15 protein-coding genes are annotated in these 15885 nt (G+C 43.4%); 5 read left to right on the forward strand and 10 right to left on the reverse strand.

All coding sequences use genetic code 11. The features are described 5' to 3' along the window. Position 1 precedes the first annotated feature (1 nt). A complete protein-coding gene (locus AC4EG4_RS02990; protein ID WP_490977795.1) occupies positions 2-967 on the reverse strand; it encodes an NAD(P)H-dependent flavin oxidoreductase in 966 nt (321 codons plus the stop codon). 137 nt (positions 968-1104) lie between these two features. On the opposite strand from AC4EG4_RS02990, the gene AC4EG4_RS02995 reads away from it, so the two are divergent. Beyond that, positions 1105-2574, forward strand: a complete 1470-nt coding sequence (locus AC4EG4_RS02995) for an aminotransferase class I/II-fold pyridoxal phosphate-dependent enzyme (RefSeq protein WP_490977794.1) — start codon at positions 1105-1107, stop codon at positions 2572-2574. A 486-nt stretch (positions 2575-3060) separates the two neighbouring features. Here AC4EG4_RS02995 and AC4EG4_RS03000 read toward each other — a convergent pair whose 3' ends face one another. From AC4EG4_RS03000 to AC4EG4_RS03025, 6 genes are all read right to left on the reverse strand, one after another. Then, positions 3061-3912 (reverse strand): polysaccharide deacetylase family protein, encoded by an 852-nt coding sequence (locus tag AC4EG4_RS03000; RefSeq protein WP_490977793.1) that lies wholly within the window; start codon positions 3910-3912, stop codon positions 3061-3063. Positions 3913-4001: 89 nt separating this feature from the next. Further along, a complete protein-coding gene (gene lpdA, locus AC4EG4_RS03005; RefSeq protein ID WP_142826201.1) occupies positions 4002-5411 on the reverse strand; it encodes a dihydrolipoyl dehydrogenase in 1410 nt (469 codons plus the stop codon). Between the two features lie 5 nt (positions 5412-5416). Next, complete coding sequence (locus AC4EG4_RS03010; RefSeq protein WP_490986876.1) at positions 5417-6811, reverse strand: dihydrolipoamide acetyltransferase family protein; 1395 nt, start codon at positions 6809-6811, stop codon at positions 5417-5419. A 29-nt stretch (positions 6812-6840) separates the two neighbouring features. Continuing rightward, positions 6841-7818 (reverse strand): alpha-ketoacid dehydrogenase subunit beta, encoded by a 978-nt coding sequence (locus AC4EG4_RS03015; RefSeq protein ID WP_490977791.1) that lies wholly within the window; start codon positions 7816-7818, stop codon positions 6841-6843. 3 nt (positions 7819-7821) lie between these two features. Continuing rightward, the gene (gene pdhA, locus AC4EG4_RS03020; RefSeq protein WP_490977790.1) at positions 7822-8934 is read right to left on the reverse strand and encodes a pyruvate dehydrogenase (acetyl-transferring) E1 component subunit alpha; all 1113 of its coding nucleotides are present in this window, start codon (positions 8932-8934) and stop codon (positions 7822-7824) included. Positions 8935-9187: 253 nt separating this feature from the next. Beyond that, entirely contained in the window at positions 9188-9832 is a 645-nt protein-coding gene (locus AC4EG4_RS03025) for a YkyA family protein (RefSeq protein ID WP_490977789.1), read from the reverse strand. Positions 9833-9979: 147 nt separating this feature from the next. On the opposite strand from AC4EG4_RS03025, the gene def reads away from it, so the two are divergent. Next, positions 9980-10546 carry a peptide deformylase gene (gene def / locus AC4EG4_RS03030; protein WP_490977788.1) on the forward strand — a complete coding sequence of 189 codons (567 nt, stop codon included), beginning with the start codon at positions 9980-9982 and terminating at the stop codon, positions 10544-10546. A gap of 221 nt (positions 10547-10767) precedes the next feature. On the opposite strand, the gene AC4EG4_RS03035 is transcribed toward def, so the two are convergent. Beyond that, positions 10768-11538 (reverse strand): Cof-type HAD-IIB family hydrolase, encoded by a 771-nt coding sequence (locus AC4EG4_RS03035; RefSeq protein ID WP_490986877.1) that lies wholly within the window; start codon positions 11536-11538, stop codon positions 10768-10770. Between the two features lie 285 nt (positions 11539-11823). On the opposite strand from AC4EG4_RS03035, the gene AC4EG4_RS03040 reads away from it, so the two are divergent. After that, complete coding sequence (locus AC4EG4_RS03040) at positions 11824-12036, forward strand: DNA-dependent RNA polymerase subunit epsilon (RefSeq protein WP_490977785.1); 213 nt, start codon at positions 11824-11826, stop codon at positions 12034-12036. Positions 12037-12038: 2 nt separating this feature from the next. Then, positions 12039-13706: a ribonuclease J1 gene (gene rnjA / locus AC4EG4_RS03045; protein ID WP_490977784.1), complete on the forward strand. Its 1668-nt coding sequence runs from the start codon at positions 12039-12041 to the stop codon at positions 13704-13706. Positions 13707-13885: 179 nt separating this feature from the next. Here the strand turns inward: rnjA and AC4EG4_RS03050 are convergent, their stop codons facing one another. Beyond that, positions 13886-14545, reverse strand: a complete 660-nt coding sequence (locus tag AC4EG4_RS03050) for a potassium channel family protein (protein WP_490977783.1) — start codon at positions 14543-14545, stop codon at positions 13886-13888. A 97-nt stretch (positions 14546-14642) separates the two neighbouring features. Continuing rightward, positions 14643-14939, reverse strand: coding sequence for a hypothetical protein (locus tag AC4EG4_RS03055; RefSeq protein ID WP_490977782.1), 297 nt, complete (start codon positions 14937-14939; stop codon positions 14643-14645). A gap of 391 nt (positions 14940-15330) precedes the next feature. Here AC4EG4_RS03055 and AC4EG4_RS03060 point away from each other — a divergent pair, with 391 nt between their 5' ends. Next, entirely contained in the window at positions 15331-15870 is a 540-nt protein-coding gene (locus AC4EG4_RS03060; RefSeq protein ID WP_490977781.1) for a helix-turn-helix domain-containing protein, read from the forward strand. Positions 15871-15885: the final 15 nt, after the last annotated feature.

Genomic DNA, 15885 nt, shown 5'->3' on the forward strand with positions numbered 1-15885 from the left:
TTCATTCGGTAATTGCCCATTGTTTGCGAATTTCTCCAGCTTGTTTAACCATGTCCTCAATCAGTTCCTGAACCGTCGGAACATCTTTTATGAGTCCGGTAACCTGGCCTGCCCATCCGAACCCCTGGTCTTTTTCTCCATCGTAAATAAAGCGTTTGTTGGCTTCTCCGCTTATGAAGTCTTTGAGAGCTTCGTAAGTGGGGGTCTGGCTTTCAATTTCCAAAATTCTATCTGTCCAGCCGCTCCGCAAGGTTCTAGCTGGAGAGCCAATGCTGCGCTTGATAATAACGGTATCCGTTTCCGAACTATTGATCAATTGATCTTTATAAGCTTGTGATGCATGGACACATTCTTTGGTTGCAATAAAGCGTGTACCCATTTCAATGCCGTCTGCACCGAGTGCATGTGCAGCCATCCATCCTCTACCGTCACCGATCCCCCCAGAGGCAATCACTGGGATTTTTACCGCGTCTACTACTTGCGGAATCAATACCATCGTTCCGATGTCGTCACGCCCCAAATGCCCACCGCCTTCTTGGCCAACAACCATCACTGCGTCCGCACCTAAGCTTTCCGCTTTTTCTGCTTGCCGTCTTGCAGCTACCAGGACCAGTTTTTTAATATCTGTCCCTTTTAGCTGTTCAAATATCGGAGTCGGATTGCCGCCTGTCATTGACACCACCGGCACCTTTTCTTCTATCGCCACCTCTAGCATATGTGAAAAAGAACGGCCATGATCGCCAATCGCAAAATTAACACCAAAAGGCTTGTCCGTCAACCTTCTTACTTTCTTGATTTCTTCGCGCAGTTCTTCCGGTGTGGAAAGGCTCATGGCCGTTATTTGCCCAAGCCCACCAGCGTTGGAAACTGCGGCTGCCAATTCTGCATAGGCTAAATAAGCCAAGCCGCCTTGCACAATCGGATAGCGAATCCCCAACAGCTCTGTCACTCTCGTATTGAATTCCATCAGCTCACTCCTTTTGTCTCTATCTGTTAGATGTATTCGCTTCTGCAACAGAAAATCCTTTTATTTTGTACTATAGCGAGTGGCGGCATGCTATAATTCTTTTTGTTTTGATTTTATTTAGTGAGGTGGGCTTATCATTGTCTCAATTAGAAACTCCGTTATTTGATGCGCTTTTAAAGCATCGAAACCGGCACCCGATCCAATTTCATATACCGGGCCATAAAAAGGGTCAAGGCGTCGATCCCGCATTCCGGGAATTTGTCGGCGATAATATTTTATCCATCGATTTAATTAATATCGCGCCTCTGGACGATTTGCATTCGCCAAAGGGCGCCATCAAAGAGGCGCAGGAATTAGCTGCTAAGGCATTTGGTGCAGATTACACATTCTTTTCTGTGCAAGGCACGAGCGGCGCCATCATGACGATGATTCTGAGCGTCGTTGGTCCCAATGACAAAATACTGGTGCCACGCAATGTTCATAAATCCATTATGTCTGCTATCGTTTTTGCAGGGGCCATTCCAATTTTCATCCATCCGGAAGTGGATCCTGAGCTCGGCATTTCTCATGGCATTTCTGCAGAAGCGGTAGAAAAAGCGTTGATTGAGTATCCCGACGCCAAAGCGGTTCTCGTTATCAACCCTACTTATTTTGGCGTAGCTGCTGATTTGAAACGGATTGTCGATATTGCACACGCGCGAAATGTTCCAGTTCTAGTGGATGAAGCACATGGCGTCCACATCCATTTCCACAAGTCCCTGCCTGTTTCAGCAATGGCAGCAGGAGCAGACATGGCAGCGACTTCCGTCCATAAGCTTGGCGGATCCATGACACAAAGTTCTGTACTCAATGTTCGGGAGGGCTTGGTATCGCCAAAACGCGTACAGTCCACCTTATCGATGTTGACGACCACTTCGACTTCTTATCCAATTCTTGCATCACTGGACACAGCACGCCGCCAATTGGCCATTCACGGCTATGATTTAATTGATCAGGCCATCCGATTGGCTCAGGACGCGCGCAAACGCATCAACAAGATTCCTCATTTGCATTGTGTAGGCAAAGAATTGCTGAATTCTTCGGCCACTTTTGATATGGACCCAACAAAGCTGCTGATCACAGTCAAAAATTTGGGCATTACGGGCCATCAAGCCGAAGAATGGTTGAGAGAAAACGCCAATATTGAAATTGAACTTTCCGATTTATACAACATTCTCTGCTTGGTCACAATTGGTGACACCCGCAAAGAATTAAACTTATTGATTAATGCTCTACAGCGCATGAGTGAGGCTTTCGATAGCGATGCAGCGATTATCGAGCCCGTCGTACTGCTGCCGGATATTCCGCGGTTAGCGATGACCCCGCGCGATGCTTTTTATGCAACGACCGAAGTCATTTCAATCAATGACGCCGTTGGACGCATTTCCGCTGAATTCATCATGGTTTATCCACCAGGTATTCCTATTTTCATTCCTGGTGAAATCATTACGGAAGAAAACATCAACTACATCCATATGAATGTAGCCGCAGGTTTGCCTGTACAAGGACCAGAAGATGACACGCTTCAAATGCTGCGCGTTATAAAAGAGCAGCAAGCGATCAGATAGACACAAAAAGATGCAAGAGCCCTTGCTCTTGGATTTTTGTGCTTGTGACAAAAGAATAGTTACAAGACCAAATGAATAAAATCTTATTTGGTCGGGTTTTATACGGAATCCTACGCTTCAGGCGGACGCTTTTAGGCCTACAGGATTGTGGGTCATGCAGGAGCACATGTTTGCCCTTCGCCGCCTTGCGCTCCGTATCCTAACGTGAAGTAATGATTAGGCTTGGTGGAACTCGTATTGCTTAGAAATTGACGAGCAGACTTCTCTCTTTATTGGAGCTACACGCTCCCCAACCGGGCTGGCCACGCAGACTCCTGTGGCCCAGCGAAAGCTGAAGACCCCGCAGGAACGAAAGTGACGAGGAGGCTGAAGCTGAGCCCACAGAAAGCGAAGTGGCCAGACCGGTTGGGTTATGCACGGCCATTCATTTTGGTAAACCTTTTTCTACAGTCTGAAAGATCCAAGAGCCCTTGCTCTTGGATCTTTTTAAATGCCTTCTATAGCTGCAGGATCTACAAAATCATAACCCTTGTCCTTTAACCCTTGAATAATTTCTGGGAGTGCTTCTGAAGTCCATTCGCGGTCGTGCATGAGCAAATTGGCACCATTGTTCAAGAATTCTGTATTGACCATGATATCTGTTAAAGATTGCGCATTTTGGTATTGCTGTTCCCAGTCATAGCCGTAGGTCCAATTCATGAGCACCATTTCCTGTTCTTCTACGAGCTGTTTGCTGAAATCGGTATTGGCTCCATGGGGTGCACGGAAAAATTTCGGTTTTTCTCCAATAATCTGTTCAATCGTTTCACTTAACTGTAAAATTTCTTCCCGCTGCTGCTGCTCGGTTATATCTCTTAAATTTGGATGGCTATTGGTATGGTTGCCAATCGCGAATCCCATTTCATGCAATTGCTTTAGCTGCTGTTTTTCTTCATCAGTATTTAAAAAATGACCATTGACGAAAAAAATGGCCGGAATATTTTGGCTTTCCAGCATTTCTGCCATTTCCATTGCATGCTTGTCAGGCGCATCGTCAATCGTCAACAGCACAACTTTTTCTGCGGCATCATCGATTGGCTGCACGGACCAATTTGCCGGATTGATCCGGTATTGTGGTTCAGGTGTGTTCACTTCTTCTGGTTCTTCTTTATCTTCAACGGCCCCTCCATCGCTTTCAACGGCTTCTTCTACTTTCTCAGCCACTGTTGATGCTTCTTCAGCAACTGCAGGCTCTTCCGCAGTCTCAATTTCTTTTTCAGGCGATGCCTCATTTGCTTGTCCGCATGCAGTCAGTAGCAATAATGCTGTTGCAAACGCAGTCCATCTTCTATGTATCAAACTAAACACCCCTTTGCTACACAAATCTTACCATGAGAAGAAAATTTTTACCAAATAAAAAAGAAGCCGCAATTGCGGCTCCCTATTATTTATTTGATAATGTGAATTGGTGTTCCAAGAGCTACTTCTGCAGCTTCCATTGTAATTTCAGCAAGTGTTGGGTGAGCATGGATTGTCATTGCGATATCTTCCACTGTCATTCCAGCTTCAATAGCAAGACCAAGCTCAGCGATCATATCTGATGCGCCTGCTCCAACAATTTGTGCGCCTAACAACAAGCCGTCAGATTTGCGTGAAACCAGTTTCACGAATCCTTCAGTTGCATTTAATGAAAGCGCACGGCCGTTAGCAGCAAATGGGAATTTCGCAGCCGCAGCTTCGAATCCTTCTTCTTTTGCTTGTTCTTCTGACAAGCCGACGCTTGCAAGTTCAGGATCTGTAAAGCAGACCGCTGGAATCGCCATATAATCAACTTCAGACTTCTCGCCTGCAATTGCTTCTGCAGCAACTTTACCTTCGTATGACGCTTTGTGCGCCAATTGAAGTCCGGCAACCACGTCGCCGATTGCATAAATGTTTGAAATGTTTGTGCGGCATTGTTTGTCGACTTCGATCAAGCCGCGATCAGACATGTTCAAGTTCAACTCTTCAAGACCCATTTCGTCTGTATTTGGACGACGGCCAACTGTTACTAGTACATAATCAGCTTCAAGCGTTTTTTCTTCTCCGCCTGCTTCGTAAGATACTGTAACTCCTGAATCTGTTTCTTCTACACCTTTAGCAGATGCTTTAGTGATCACTTCAACGCCTTTTTTCTTCAATCCTTTTTTGACGATTGCTGTCATTTGCTTTTCAAATCCAGCCAGGATGTCCGGTGCGCCTTCAAGGATTGTTACTTCAGATCCCATGTTTGCAAATGCAGTACCAAGCTCAGTACCGATATACCCACCGCCAATAACGACAAGTTTTTTCGGAAGCTCAGTAAGTGCCAAAGCTCCAGTTGAATTGATTACGCGTTTTGTAAATTTAAACGTCGGGATTTCCACTGGACGAGATCCAGTTGCGATAATCGCATTTTTGAATTTATACGTTTGTGAAGACTTATCATCCATCACTTTTACCGTATTTTCATCAACGAAATAAGCTTCTCCGCGTACAATTTCAACTTTGTTGCCTTTTAGAAGAGACTCAACGCCGCCAGTCAATTTCTTGACAACGCCATCTTTAAAGGCTTGTGCTTTTTCAAAGTTAAGTGAAACTTCTTTTGCGACAATTCCCATGTCTTCTGAATGCTGAGCTTCCTCAAAACGGTGCCCAACAGAAATCATCGCTTTTGAAGGGATACAGCCGACATTCAAGCAAACGCCGCCAATGTATTCTTTTTCTACGATTGTTACTTTCTGGCCAGTTTGAGCTGCACGGATTGCTGCAACATAGCCGCCAGGGCCTGAGCCAATTACGAGCGTGTCTGTTTCGATCGGAAAATCTCCTACTACCATAAGTTTTACGCCTCCATTAATAATAATTCAGGTTGACTTAATAAACGTTTAATGTGATTTAATGCATGCTGCGCTGTTGCTCCATCGATCATTCTGTGATCAAAGCTCAATGACAATGCTAACACAGGTGCCGCTACAATTTCACCATTTTTAATTACAGGTTTTTCAGCAATACGGCCAATTCCAAGGATTGCAACCTCAGGATGGTTGATAACCGGAGTAAACCATTGTCCGCCAGCAGACCCGATGTTTGTAATCGAGCATGACGCGCCTTTCATTTCAGCAGCGGATAGTTTTCCATCACGTGCTTTTGTTGCCAAGCCATTGATTTCATCAGAAATTGCAAATACTGATTTGCGGTCTGCGTTTTTGATCACGGGAACCATTAAGCCTTTTTCCGTATCAGCTGCGATGCCGATATTGAAATAATGCTTCTGGATAATTTCGCTTGTTTCATCATCAAATGATGTGTTCAAGGCTGGGAATTCACGCAATGTGCTGACCAATGCTTTTACCACATACGGCAAATAAGTCAGTTTGATTTCTTTTTCTGCTGCGATGTCTTTGAACTTTTTGCGGTGTGCGACCAATTCAGTAACATCAACCTCATCCATTAACGTAACGTGAGGAGCGGTATGCTTAGAGTGAACCATCGCTTTTGCGATTGCTTTGCGGATACCAGACATCTTCTCACGCGTTTCAGGGAATTCACCTTCAGGAGCTACTGCTGCCTTAGGTGCCGCTGCCGCTTTGTCAGTGTCTGCTTGTGCAGCTTCTTGTGTCGCTTCTTCAGAAGCTGCAGGTGCTGCTGATTTCTGATCGCCATTCATGAATGCTTCAACATCTTCTTTAAGTATGCGGCCGTTGTTGCCAGATCCGGAAACTTGTTTAATGTTGACGTCATTGTCACGCGCAAATTTGCGGACAGAAGGCATTGAAATCACACGTGCATTTGGATCAGACTCTTCTGTTGTGTCAGCTTGAGGCTGAGCTCCAGCGCCTGTCTGTTCTTTTGGCTCTTCTTCTTTAGCTGGTGCTTTGTCTACATCCTGTCCAGCTTCTGCTGTACCAGACTGCACTAACTCTTCTGTTTCTTCTTTTACTTCTGGAGCGGATTCTTTTTTGTCGCCGTGGTCTCCTTTAAAGTTCATTTCTTCAGCATCAGGCGCATCAATGCGAATCAAGATGTCTCCAACTACTGCAACAGTTCCCTCTTCGACCAATACTTCTTCAATTGTTCCTGAAACTGGTGACGGAATCTCAACGACAGCCTTGTCATTTTGCACTTCAACAAGAATATCGTCTTCTTCGATTGTGTCTCCTGCTTTAACGAACCATTTTACAATTTCACCTTCGTGGATACCTTCACCGATATCCGGTAAACGAAATTCAAAAGCCATTTATATCACCCTTTCGGTTCTGTCTAATTTTAGAAAGTAAGTACTTTCTTCGCTGTTTCTACTATATCTTTTGAGTTCGGCAACCAAACTTGTTCTGCTTGTGAGAATGGGAATACAGAGTCTGGTGCAGTAACACGCAGAACAGGCGCTTCTAATGTCAAAATTGCACGGTCCGTAATTTCAGCTACGACACCCGCTGCAATTCCAGCTTGTTTTTGAGCTTCCTGAACGACCATAGCACGGCCAGTTTTTTCAACTGAAGCAATGATTGTTTCAATATCAAGCGGCTGGATGGTGCGCAGATCGACCACTTCAACCGAATAGTTTTCTTTTTCAAGCTCTTCTGCTGCTTTGATGCTTTCTTGTACCATTGCGCCATAAGCGATGATTGTTAAATCTGTACCTTCACGCTTTACATCCGCTTTACCCAGTGGAATTGTGTACTCTTCTTCCGGCACTTCCTGACGGAAAGAACGATACAATTTCATGTGCTCAAGGAAAATAACAGGATCGTTGTCGCGTATTGCTGAAATCAGCAAGCCTTTTGCATCGTACGGAGTCGAAGGAATGACTACTTTTAAGCCAGGCTGAGCCGCCATTAGTCCTTCTAATGAATCCGCGTGCATTTCAGGTGTATGAACACCGCCGCCGAATGGTGAGCGGATTGTTACAGGAGAGTTCAAGCTGCCGCCGCTGCGGAAACGCATGCGAGCCATCTGTCCGCTGATTGAATCCATTACTTCGAAGACGAATCCAAAAAACTGAATTTCCGGAACAGGACGGTAGCCCTGCAAAGCCAAACCAATTGCTAAACCGCCGATGCCTGATTCAGCTAAAGGCGTGTCAAAAACACGGTCTTCTCCAAATTCTTTCTGCAAACCTTCTGTTGCACGGAATACACCGCCATTGTTACCTACATCTTCACCGAAAACCAAAACGTTTTCATCGTTTTGCATCTCTGTTTTCAGAGCTTCGGTAATCGCTTGGATCATTGTTAATTGTGCCATGGCTTACTTCGACTCCTTTGCTTTATAAATATCCAACTGTTCCTGAACATTAAACGGCACGTCTTCGTACATGATCTCTAATAGATCAGATACTTTCTGTTTCGGAGCGCCGTCAGCTTTTTTGATTGCTGCTTTAATTTCTTCTTTGGCTTTCTCGATTACTTCGTTTTCTTTCGCTTCATCCCAGATGCCTTTTGCTTCCAGGTATTTGCGGAAACGAACAAGCGGATCTTTCTTTTCCCACTCGCTGTCGATGTCTGAAGTACGGTAGCGTGTTGGATCATCACCAGCCATAGTATGTGGTCCATAACGATAGCAAAGTGTTTCAATCAACGTTGGCCCGTCGCCTTTAATCGCACGTTCGCGAGCGTCGCGTGTTACTGCATATACTGCTAGTGGATCCATACCGTCTACTAAGACGCCTGGAATTCCGGCAGATACCGCTTTTTGAGCAATGGTTTTCGCTGAAGTTTGAAGTTCGCGAGGCGTAGAAATCGCATACTGATTATTTTGCACAATGAAAATAGCCGGTGCGCGGAATGCGCCTGCAAAGTTGATTCCTTCATAGAAATCGCCCTGTGAAGAACCACCGTCTCCTGTGTACGTTACAGCAACTGCTTCTTTTTTGCGTTTTTGCATACCAAGTGCCACTCCAGTAGCCTGGATAAATTGAGCACCGATAATAATTTGCGGAGGCAAAATGTTCAAGCCTTCAGCCATCTGGTTCCCCATGAAATGTCCACGCGAGAAAAGGAATGCCTGGTGCAAAGGCCAGCCGTGCCAGATCAATTGAGGTACATCACGATAACCTGGAAGAATGAAATCTTCTTTTGTCAAAGCAAAATGAGAAGCCAATTGAGATGCTTCTTGTCCTGCTGTCGGAGCATAAAAACCAAGACGTCCTTGACGATTCAATGAAATCGAACGTTGATCAAGAATTCGTGTATATACCATACGAGTCATTAATTCTTGAAGATCTTCATCCGAAAGTTTCGGATCTGATTCTTCGTTGACGATTTCGCCTTCTTCGTTCAAGATTTGAACCATTTCAAACTTTTCTTCTATTGCATTAAGTGTTTCCACTGGATCAAACTGCTGTGTTTTTTTCGCAGCCATAAAAGCAACTCTCCTTTTTTATCTGTATTAAAATAATTACCTGTAAATTATGATACAATTTCGCATTCCTTATCAGTATACGTTACAAGAATAACTCGGTCAATCATAGAGAACCTTACATTATTGGCCCACAGGAAGTTAAAGATTAATCTGTTTCTGCAAACTGTACCAGTAGTTTTTATCCCCTGTATTATAATACAGGAACACAAGAACAAATCTTTTATAACACAGAAAAAACGACCCATAAGGCCGCTTATTCTGTGCTTTCACTTAAATTTTCCAATGTAGTGTCCTTCAAGTTATTTACCTGTTGGGTTAATTCATTAAACTCTGTAACAGCCATCTGCACCTGCTCATTTTGCTCATTCACTTCGGTCGCCTTTTCTTGCAGCATTTGCAATGTGCTTTCATCGTCCATAAGCATCTCATACAATTCCTTCTGATGAACAATTAACTCTTCGTATGCTTCTGCAAATTCATCATGTGAAGCAAAGCGTTCTTGCATTTGCACTTGTAGCGCTTCTAAATCAGCTACCACAGATTCTTCTTCGGCTGATTCGATCACGCTGTCGATTTCAGCAAAATTCTCTTCGGCTAACTGCATGGACTCTTTTTCAGTCTGCAAGAAGCCAAGCCGTTCGTCTGCTGAATCCAGTGCTTCCTGTGCCTGTTCGGCTACTTCGTCCTGCTGTTCTTGTGTCAATGCCATTATTTCTTCAAATAACTGCTGCTCCGTTTTTTCACGCTCTTCCAAGTCACCCTGCACTGATCGGTAACCTTCTTCGGCATCGAACGTGTCATTTAGCACTTGATCCAAATCTTCACGAATTCCAGATCCTGAACACGCAGCCAACAACAGGAGGCTGGAGATCATGACCATAATTTTAACCTTTTTCATTCCGATTCACCCCTCAATTCCCATGAATTAACTATAGTATGCAGAAGAATAAAATACAACTGAGCCAACAGCATTTTCTTTTTTCAATTTTGCTGAGTTGAGTTATACTTAAAAGTATAGCAAGCCATTTTGAAAGGATGAAATCACTTGATTCGAATGAAAGACATTATACGTGAAGGTCATCCTACACTCAGAAAACGTTCTGAAGAGGTAAAATTCCCTCTATCTCAAGAAGATCGTAAATTGGGTGAAGACCTTTTGGAATATGTAATAAACAGCCAAGACGATGAGCTGGCTGAAAAATATGATTTGCGGCCCGGCGTCGGCATTGCGGCCCCTCAAATAAATGAAGGGAAACGTATTTTCGCCCTCCATTTTGATGAAAGCTCTGGAGAAAATCTCACCATGATTGCTGTTAATCCAAAAATTATCAGCCATTCTGTAGAAAAAGCATATTTAGCTGCTGGAGAAGGTTGTTTGTCTGTGGATCGCTCAATTCCAGGCTATGTGCCAAGGTATGCCCGGGTAACCATCAAAGCGTTGAATTTAGATGGAGAAGAAATCAAAATGCGTTTAAAGGGATTGCCTGCCATCGCATTCCAACACGAACTCGATCATTTAAACGGCGTTATGTTCTTTGACCATATTGATTCAAAAAATCCATTTGCTGAAATTGAAAATGCGATCGCGATAGAAAGAGACTCGGCTGAATAAGCCGAGTCTCTTTTTGTAGCTCTATGCGGCAAAGACCCCTGCTTCGCCAGAGCGTCTTATGCCCGTCGAATCTACACGGGCGCTTCCGCTTTTCTTTGTGTCCAGACTCCGGCAGCCAGCTCTTTGGGTCATAAGCCAACCCAGCTGTGTGGCAAAGAACGCCACTTCGCTGGTCTGTCTTATGCCCAGCAGAGCTACCTGGCTGCCTTCGCTTTTCTTTACTAAATCAATTTTAAATGTTTGAATGCTTTTGCTAAGCCGTCATTGTCTACGTGGTCGGTGATGAAAGAGGCGCGTTTTTTTGTTTTTTCGTGACCATTTTCCATTGCTACGCTGTAACCTGCAATATCCATCATCTGCAAGTCGTTCAGCCCGTCTCCAAATGCAATGGTATCTTCAATCGAATGGCCAGTCGCACGGATCAAATGTTCGATGCCGCTTGCCTTTGTTCCACCTTTGGGCGTAATGTCGCACGACACACGGTGCCAACGGACAAAATCGACTTCTTTGAAGGTATCCCGATACTGTTGTTCGTCTTCTTCTTCACAAAATACCAGCGCTTGGTATATTTCATTGTGCAAGTAGAATTCCTTATCCACTTCCGGATGAGGCATTTTCAAGGTTTTAATGCTTTCGTGAATATCGGGATGAAAATCAATAGAAGATACCATTTTCTTTTCATTCATGAACACAATTGGGTGGTCGCGCTGTTCTGCATACTCAAAAATATTCGTCAGCATAGTCGAATCAATTGCTTCTTTATGAATGGCTTGTCCTTTATGGGCAATATATTGGCCATTGAATGTAATGTACGTGTCGATATCAAGTTCTTCTAGTAACTTTGTGATCATGAACGGACCGCGTCCGGTAGCAATTGCTAAATCGTGGCCATTCGTTCGTGCCTGTTCCAACGCTTTTTTTGCAGAGGCCGGTATTTTTTTGTGTGAATCCAATAATGTTCCATCAATATCTAACAATAGTAATTTAGGCATTTTTTAGTCCCCCATCTTTTAAATTAAGGTCTTTAAATCAAGGCTTGACTTCTTTACAATTATCAGAAAAAACAGTATAATTCCAATAAGGAGTGGTTAGCCATGCTGAAACGTTTGAAAAGAAAACTTCTCAGACAGCTCAATGGCATCTTGAACAAAAAGAAAATTGCATAAACGTTTTCGCCCTTCTTTATAAATAAGGAGGGCTATTCTTTATTTTAGTCTAATGTCATGATAATATAAAGGAAGTGCATTTATTTGAGCGTGGAAAAAGGAGAGCAAACAATGATTTTTAAAGTATATTACCAAGAAAACCGTTTTCAAGTACCAGTTCGTGAAAATACCCAAAGCCTTTATGTAGAGGCAGCATCCGAGCGTGAAGTCCGACACCATTTAAAAGACCGCAACTACAATATTGAACTTGTTCAATTACTGGAAGGCAATCACCTCGAGTATGAACAAGCGGGCCAATATTACGAAGTTGAGAGCCTCGAATAATAATGAAATTTGTTAAGAACGACCAAACAGCTGTTTTCGCCTTAGGCGGACTGGGTGAAATCGGCAAAAATACGTACGGTGTACAATTTCAGGACGAAATTATCCTGATTGATGCCGGCATCAAATTCCCGGAAGACGATTTGCTCGGAATCGATTATGTTATTCCGGATTACACCTACTTAGTAAAAAATGTCGACAAAATTAAAGGCCTTTTCATTACACATGGCCACGAAGATCACATCGGCGGCATTCCCTATTTGCTGAAGAAAATTAATATCCCGGTATATGGCGGCAAATTGGCTCTTGGCCTATTGCGCAAAAAATTGGAAGAACACGGTTTGCTTCGCCAAACGAAAATGACTGAAATTGTAGAAGACGATGTCATCAAGTTCCGTAAAACAGCCGTTAGCTTTTTTAGCACAACTCACAGTATTCCTGATGCTTTTGGGGTTGTAGTAAAAACTCCACCTGGCAATATTGTTCATACGGGCGATTTCAAGTTTGACTTCACCCCAGTAGGCGAACCTGCCAATTTATTAAAAATGGCTCAAATTGGCAGTGAAGGCGTATTGTGTTTGCTGTCTGACAGCACCAATGCTGAAGTTCCTGATTTCACCATGTCCGAACGCAAAGTCGGCGAATCCATCAAAGACATTATGAGAAAAATTGATGGCCGCTTGATTTTTGCAACTTTTGCTTCAAATATTTATCGATTGCAGCAAGTTACGGATGAAGCGGTTGCGCAAGGACGCAAAATTGCCGTCTTTGGACGCAGCATGGACAATGCCATGACAATCGGCCGTGAACTTGGTTACATCAACGCGCCGGAAGATGCATTCGTTGATACACAAACATTAAATCGCTTGCCCGCAAACGAAGTCTTAATTCTTTGTACCGGCTCACAAGGTGAACCAATGGCCGCTCTTTCCAGAATCGCCAATGGTACTCACCGACAAATCCAAATTCAGCCAAACGATACGGTTGTTTTCTCGTCTTCTCCGATACCGGGCAATACGAGCAGCGTTAACCGTACGATCAATTTGCTGTTCCGTGCCGGAGCAGACGTCATTCACGGATCGCTTAACAACATCCATACGTCCGGCCATGGTTCAGAGCCTGAAAACAAACTGATGCTCCGTTTGATCAAACCAAAATATTTCATGCCCATACACGGTGAATACCGCATGTTAAAAACGCATGCGGGATTAGCAGTTGAATGTGACGTTCCACTAGAAAACACATTTATCATGGAAAATGGTGAGGTTCTTGCTCTCGGGCAGGACGAAGCATCTGTTGCCGGTCGCGTTCCTTCTGGTGATGTTTACATCGATGGCAGCGGAATCGGCGATATCGGCAACATTGTTCTGCGTGACCGACGTGTCCTTTCCGAAGAAGGTCTGGTTATTGTAGTTGTCAGTGTCGATATGCAAAAGAACAAAATGGTTTCCGGTCCTGATATTATCTCTCGTGGGTTTGTCTACATGCGGGAATCCGGCACAATGATCTACGAGGCACAGCAAATGCTGAATCGCCACCTCAATAAAAAAATACACGGCAAAAACACCGAATGGGCAGAGCTGAAAAATGACATTTCTGACGTTCTTGGACCGTATTTGTACGAAAAAACAAAGCGTCGTCCAATGATTTTGCCGGTAATTATGGAAGTTTAATTTAAAAACTATTTCGTCTCTAATAGTGCACGGGTTGTTGACACCCCGTGCACTTTTTTTGTGCTGCAATCTACCTTCACAGGATCTTTAACTATACGAGTACAACACAAAAAGAGCCGCTGCGGATATGCAATCCGTGACGGCTCTTTTGTGTTGCTGCTAACATCCACTGTTCTGAATCAGTTCATCATTTTCTTCTCAAAGCGATTGATATCTGCGTCAGAACCAATGATGATCAGAATATCTTCCTGTTCAATTTCCATATCGGCCTGCGGGGAAACAATAATGTCCCCTCCCCTTTTTATAGCGACGATGTTTATGCCATAGCGTGCCCGAATATCCAGTCCAATCAAAGTATAGCCTGCCAGTTTTTGATTGGCTTTGATTTCCATGATGGAATGTTCATCCGACAGCTCCAAATAGTCCAGTACGTTGTTGGAGAGAATGTTGTGAGCAATTCGTATGCCCATGTCACGCTCTGGATGGACCACCTTATCTGCACCAATTTTATCCAACACTTTCGCGTGATAGTCATTTTGTGCCTTCACGGTAATTTTTTTTACACCAATTTCTTTTAGCATGAGGGTTGTTAAAATACTGGCTTGAATATTTTCGCCAATCGCCACAATGACATGGTCAAAATTTTGAATGCCCAGCGATTTTAATACGGTTTCGTCTGTCGTGTCTGCCACAACTGCTTGGGTTGCAATAGCAGAAAACTCATCCACCCGTTCTGAATCTTTGTCAATTGCCATAACGTCAGCATCTTGTTCAATCAATTCCCTTACAATGCTGCCGCCAAAGCGGCCTAATCCAATGACTACAAATTCCTTTTTCATATCCATCCTCCAAATCATTCATGTAGCTCCATCTTAACATAGATAGCCAGGACTAAAAGTCTTCAAATGCCTTTATTCGGACAGAAAAAAACCCCGCTTATCGGCGGGGATCTAGTGGGCGCTTCGGCCGGTTTTCACAATACTCGCAACTAATATCGGTACACGGTTCTTCGCGCCATTCATTGCAGCTGGCACAATAACTTGCATCAAATTCATCATCAAAAGTCAAAGCTGCCAAACACGTATGGCAATACGTATGGACATCCATCCAGTTAATAAAGCGCTTGTCGGCTATGAGGTACAGTCCTTGCTGGTCTTGTTTGTAATTCATAATTGATGGTTTTTGGATAACCCGGTTTTTCGGATCAAGAAAGAAGTTCATTTTGCCGTTCACATTAATCACTCCTAGAGTTTGGTCGAGCTGTTAAAATCGGAATCTCTCAGCGCCGGTGTGTTCACGGGCCGATGGTATAAAATCATTGGTATCCATTTCAAGAAGCTTAGGTTTTTCAATTCGTATCAATTCGGTTTATTTTTCATGGTTCATGTCAAAGGTTCGATTAGCTTGTTAAAAGCTAGATACCATTATTAATTTCACACTTTCTCTATGATAGTAAAAATCACCGGTAAATTGCAATAGATAACAATCCCTTATTGAAAATAAATTCCGACTTGAAATATTTAAATCGTTTCGTATAATGAATATATGCTATTAGTAAACTAAAAGTATATTTTAACTAAACTTTCGGCATGTATTCATTTATTAGGAATCGAGGAGAATTCTGATGGAAATCGGAAACAAAATTAAGCGCCTTCGATTAAAGAATGGGTTGACTCAAGAAGAACTGGGAAAACGAACAGACTTAAGCAAAGGATTTATTTCACAACTGGAGCGGGATACGAACTCTCCCTCCATCGAAACCTTTTTCACCTTGTTGGAAGTATTAGGCACGACCCCAAAAGAGTTTTTTTCGGATGAGCACGACATCAAAGTCGTATATTCTACAGGTGACCACACCGCACATATTGATGAAGAAGCCGGTTATGAAGTCGAATGGCTGATTCCCACATCCAACGAGAAAGAAATGGAGCCTGTTTACTTAACGTTGCAGGTTCAAGGGGAATTCAAAAAGTTTGAACCGTCTTCAGCTGAAACCTTTATTTATGTATTGGAGGGCAAAGTCCTCCTCTACATCGGTGATCATCAATACACGGCCTCTGCCGGTGATTCAATTTACTACGAAGCGTCTGATCATCACCAGTTGACCAATGCATTTGATGGCATTTCTGAAGTGATCATTGTTACAACACAATCTTATTTATAATCTAGGAGGGATCTT

This window comes from Planococcus sp. TJ-201, assembly GCF_058268495.1.

Coding starts and splice junctions, on each gene's coding strand:
- AC4EG4_RS02990 (WP_490977795.1), bottom strand. CDS start 967: ATGGAATTCAATACGAGAGTGACAGAGCTGTTGGGGATTCGCTATCCG.
- lpdA (WP_142826201.1), bottom strand. CDS start 5,411: ATGGTAGTAGGAGATTTTCCGATCGAAACAGACACGCTCGTAATTGGC.
- AC4EG4_RS03010 (WP_490986876.1), bottom strand. CDS start 6,811: ATGGCTTTTGAATTTCGTTTACCGGATATCGGTGAAGGTATCCACGAA.
- AC4EG4_RS03015 (WP_490977791.1), bottom strand. CDS start 7,818: ATGGCACAATTAACAATGATCCAAGCGATTACCGAAGCTCTGAAAACA.
- pdhA (WP_490977790.1), bottom strand. CDS start 8,934: ATGGCTGCGAAAAAAACACAGCAGTTTGATCCAGTGGAAACACTTAAT.
- AC4EG4_RS03025 (WP_490977789.1), bottom strand. CDS start 9,832: ATGAAAAAGGTTAAAATTATGGTCATGATCTCCAGCCTCCTGTTGTTG.
- AC4EG4_RS03035 (WP_490986877.1), bottom strand. CDS start 11,538: ATGCCTAAATTACTATTGTTAGATATTGATGGAACATTATTGGATTCA.
- AC4EG4_RS03040 (WP_490977785.1), top strand. CDS start 11,824: ATGATTTTTAAAGTATATTACCAAGAAAACCGTTTTCAAGTACCAGTT.
- rnjA (WP_490977784.1), top strand. CDS start 12,039: ATGAAATTTGTTAAGAACGACCAAACAGCTGTTTTCGCCTTAGGCGGA.
- AC4EG4_RS03050 (WP_490977783.1), bottom strand. CDS start 14,545: ATGAAAAAGGAATTTGTAGTCATTGGATTAGGCCGCTTTGGCGGCAGC.
- AC4EG4_RS03060 (WP_490977781.1), top strand. CDS start 15,331: ATGGAAATCGGAAACAAAATTAAGCGCCTTCGATTAAAGAATGGGTTG.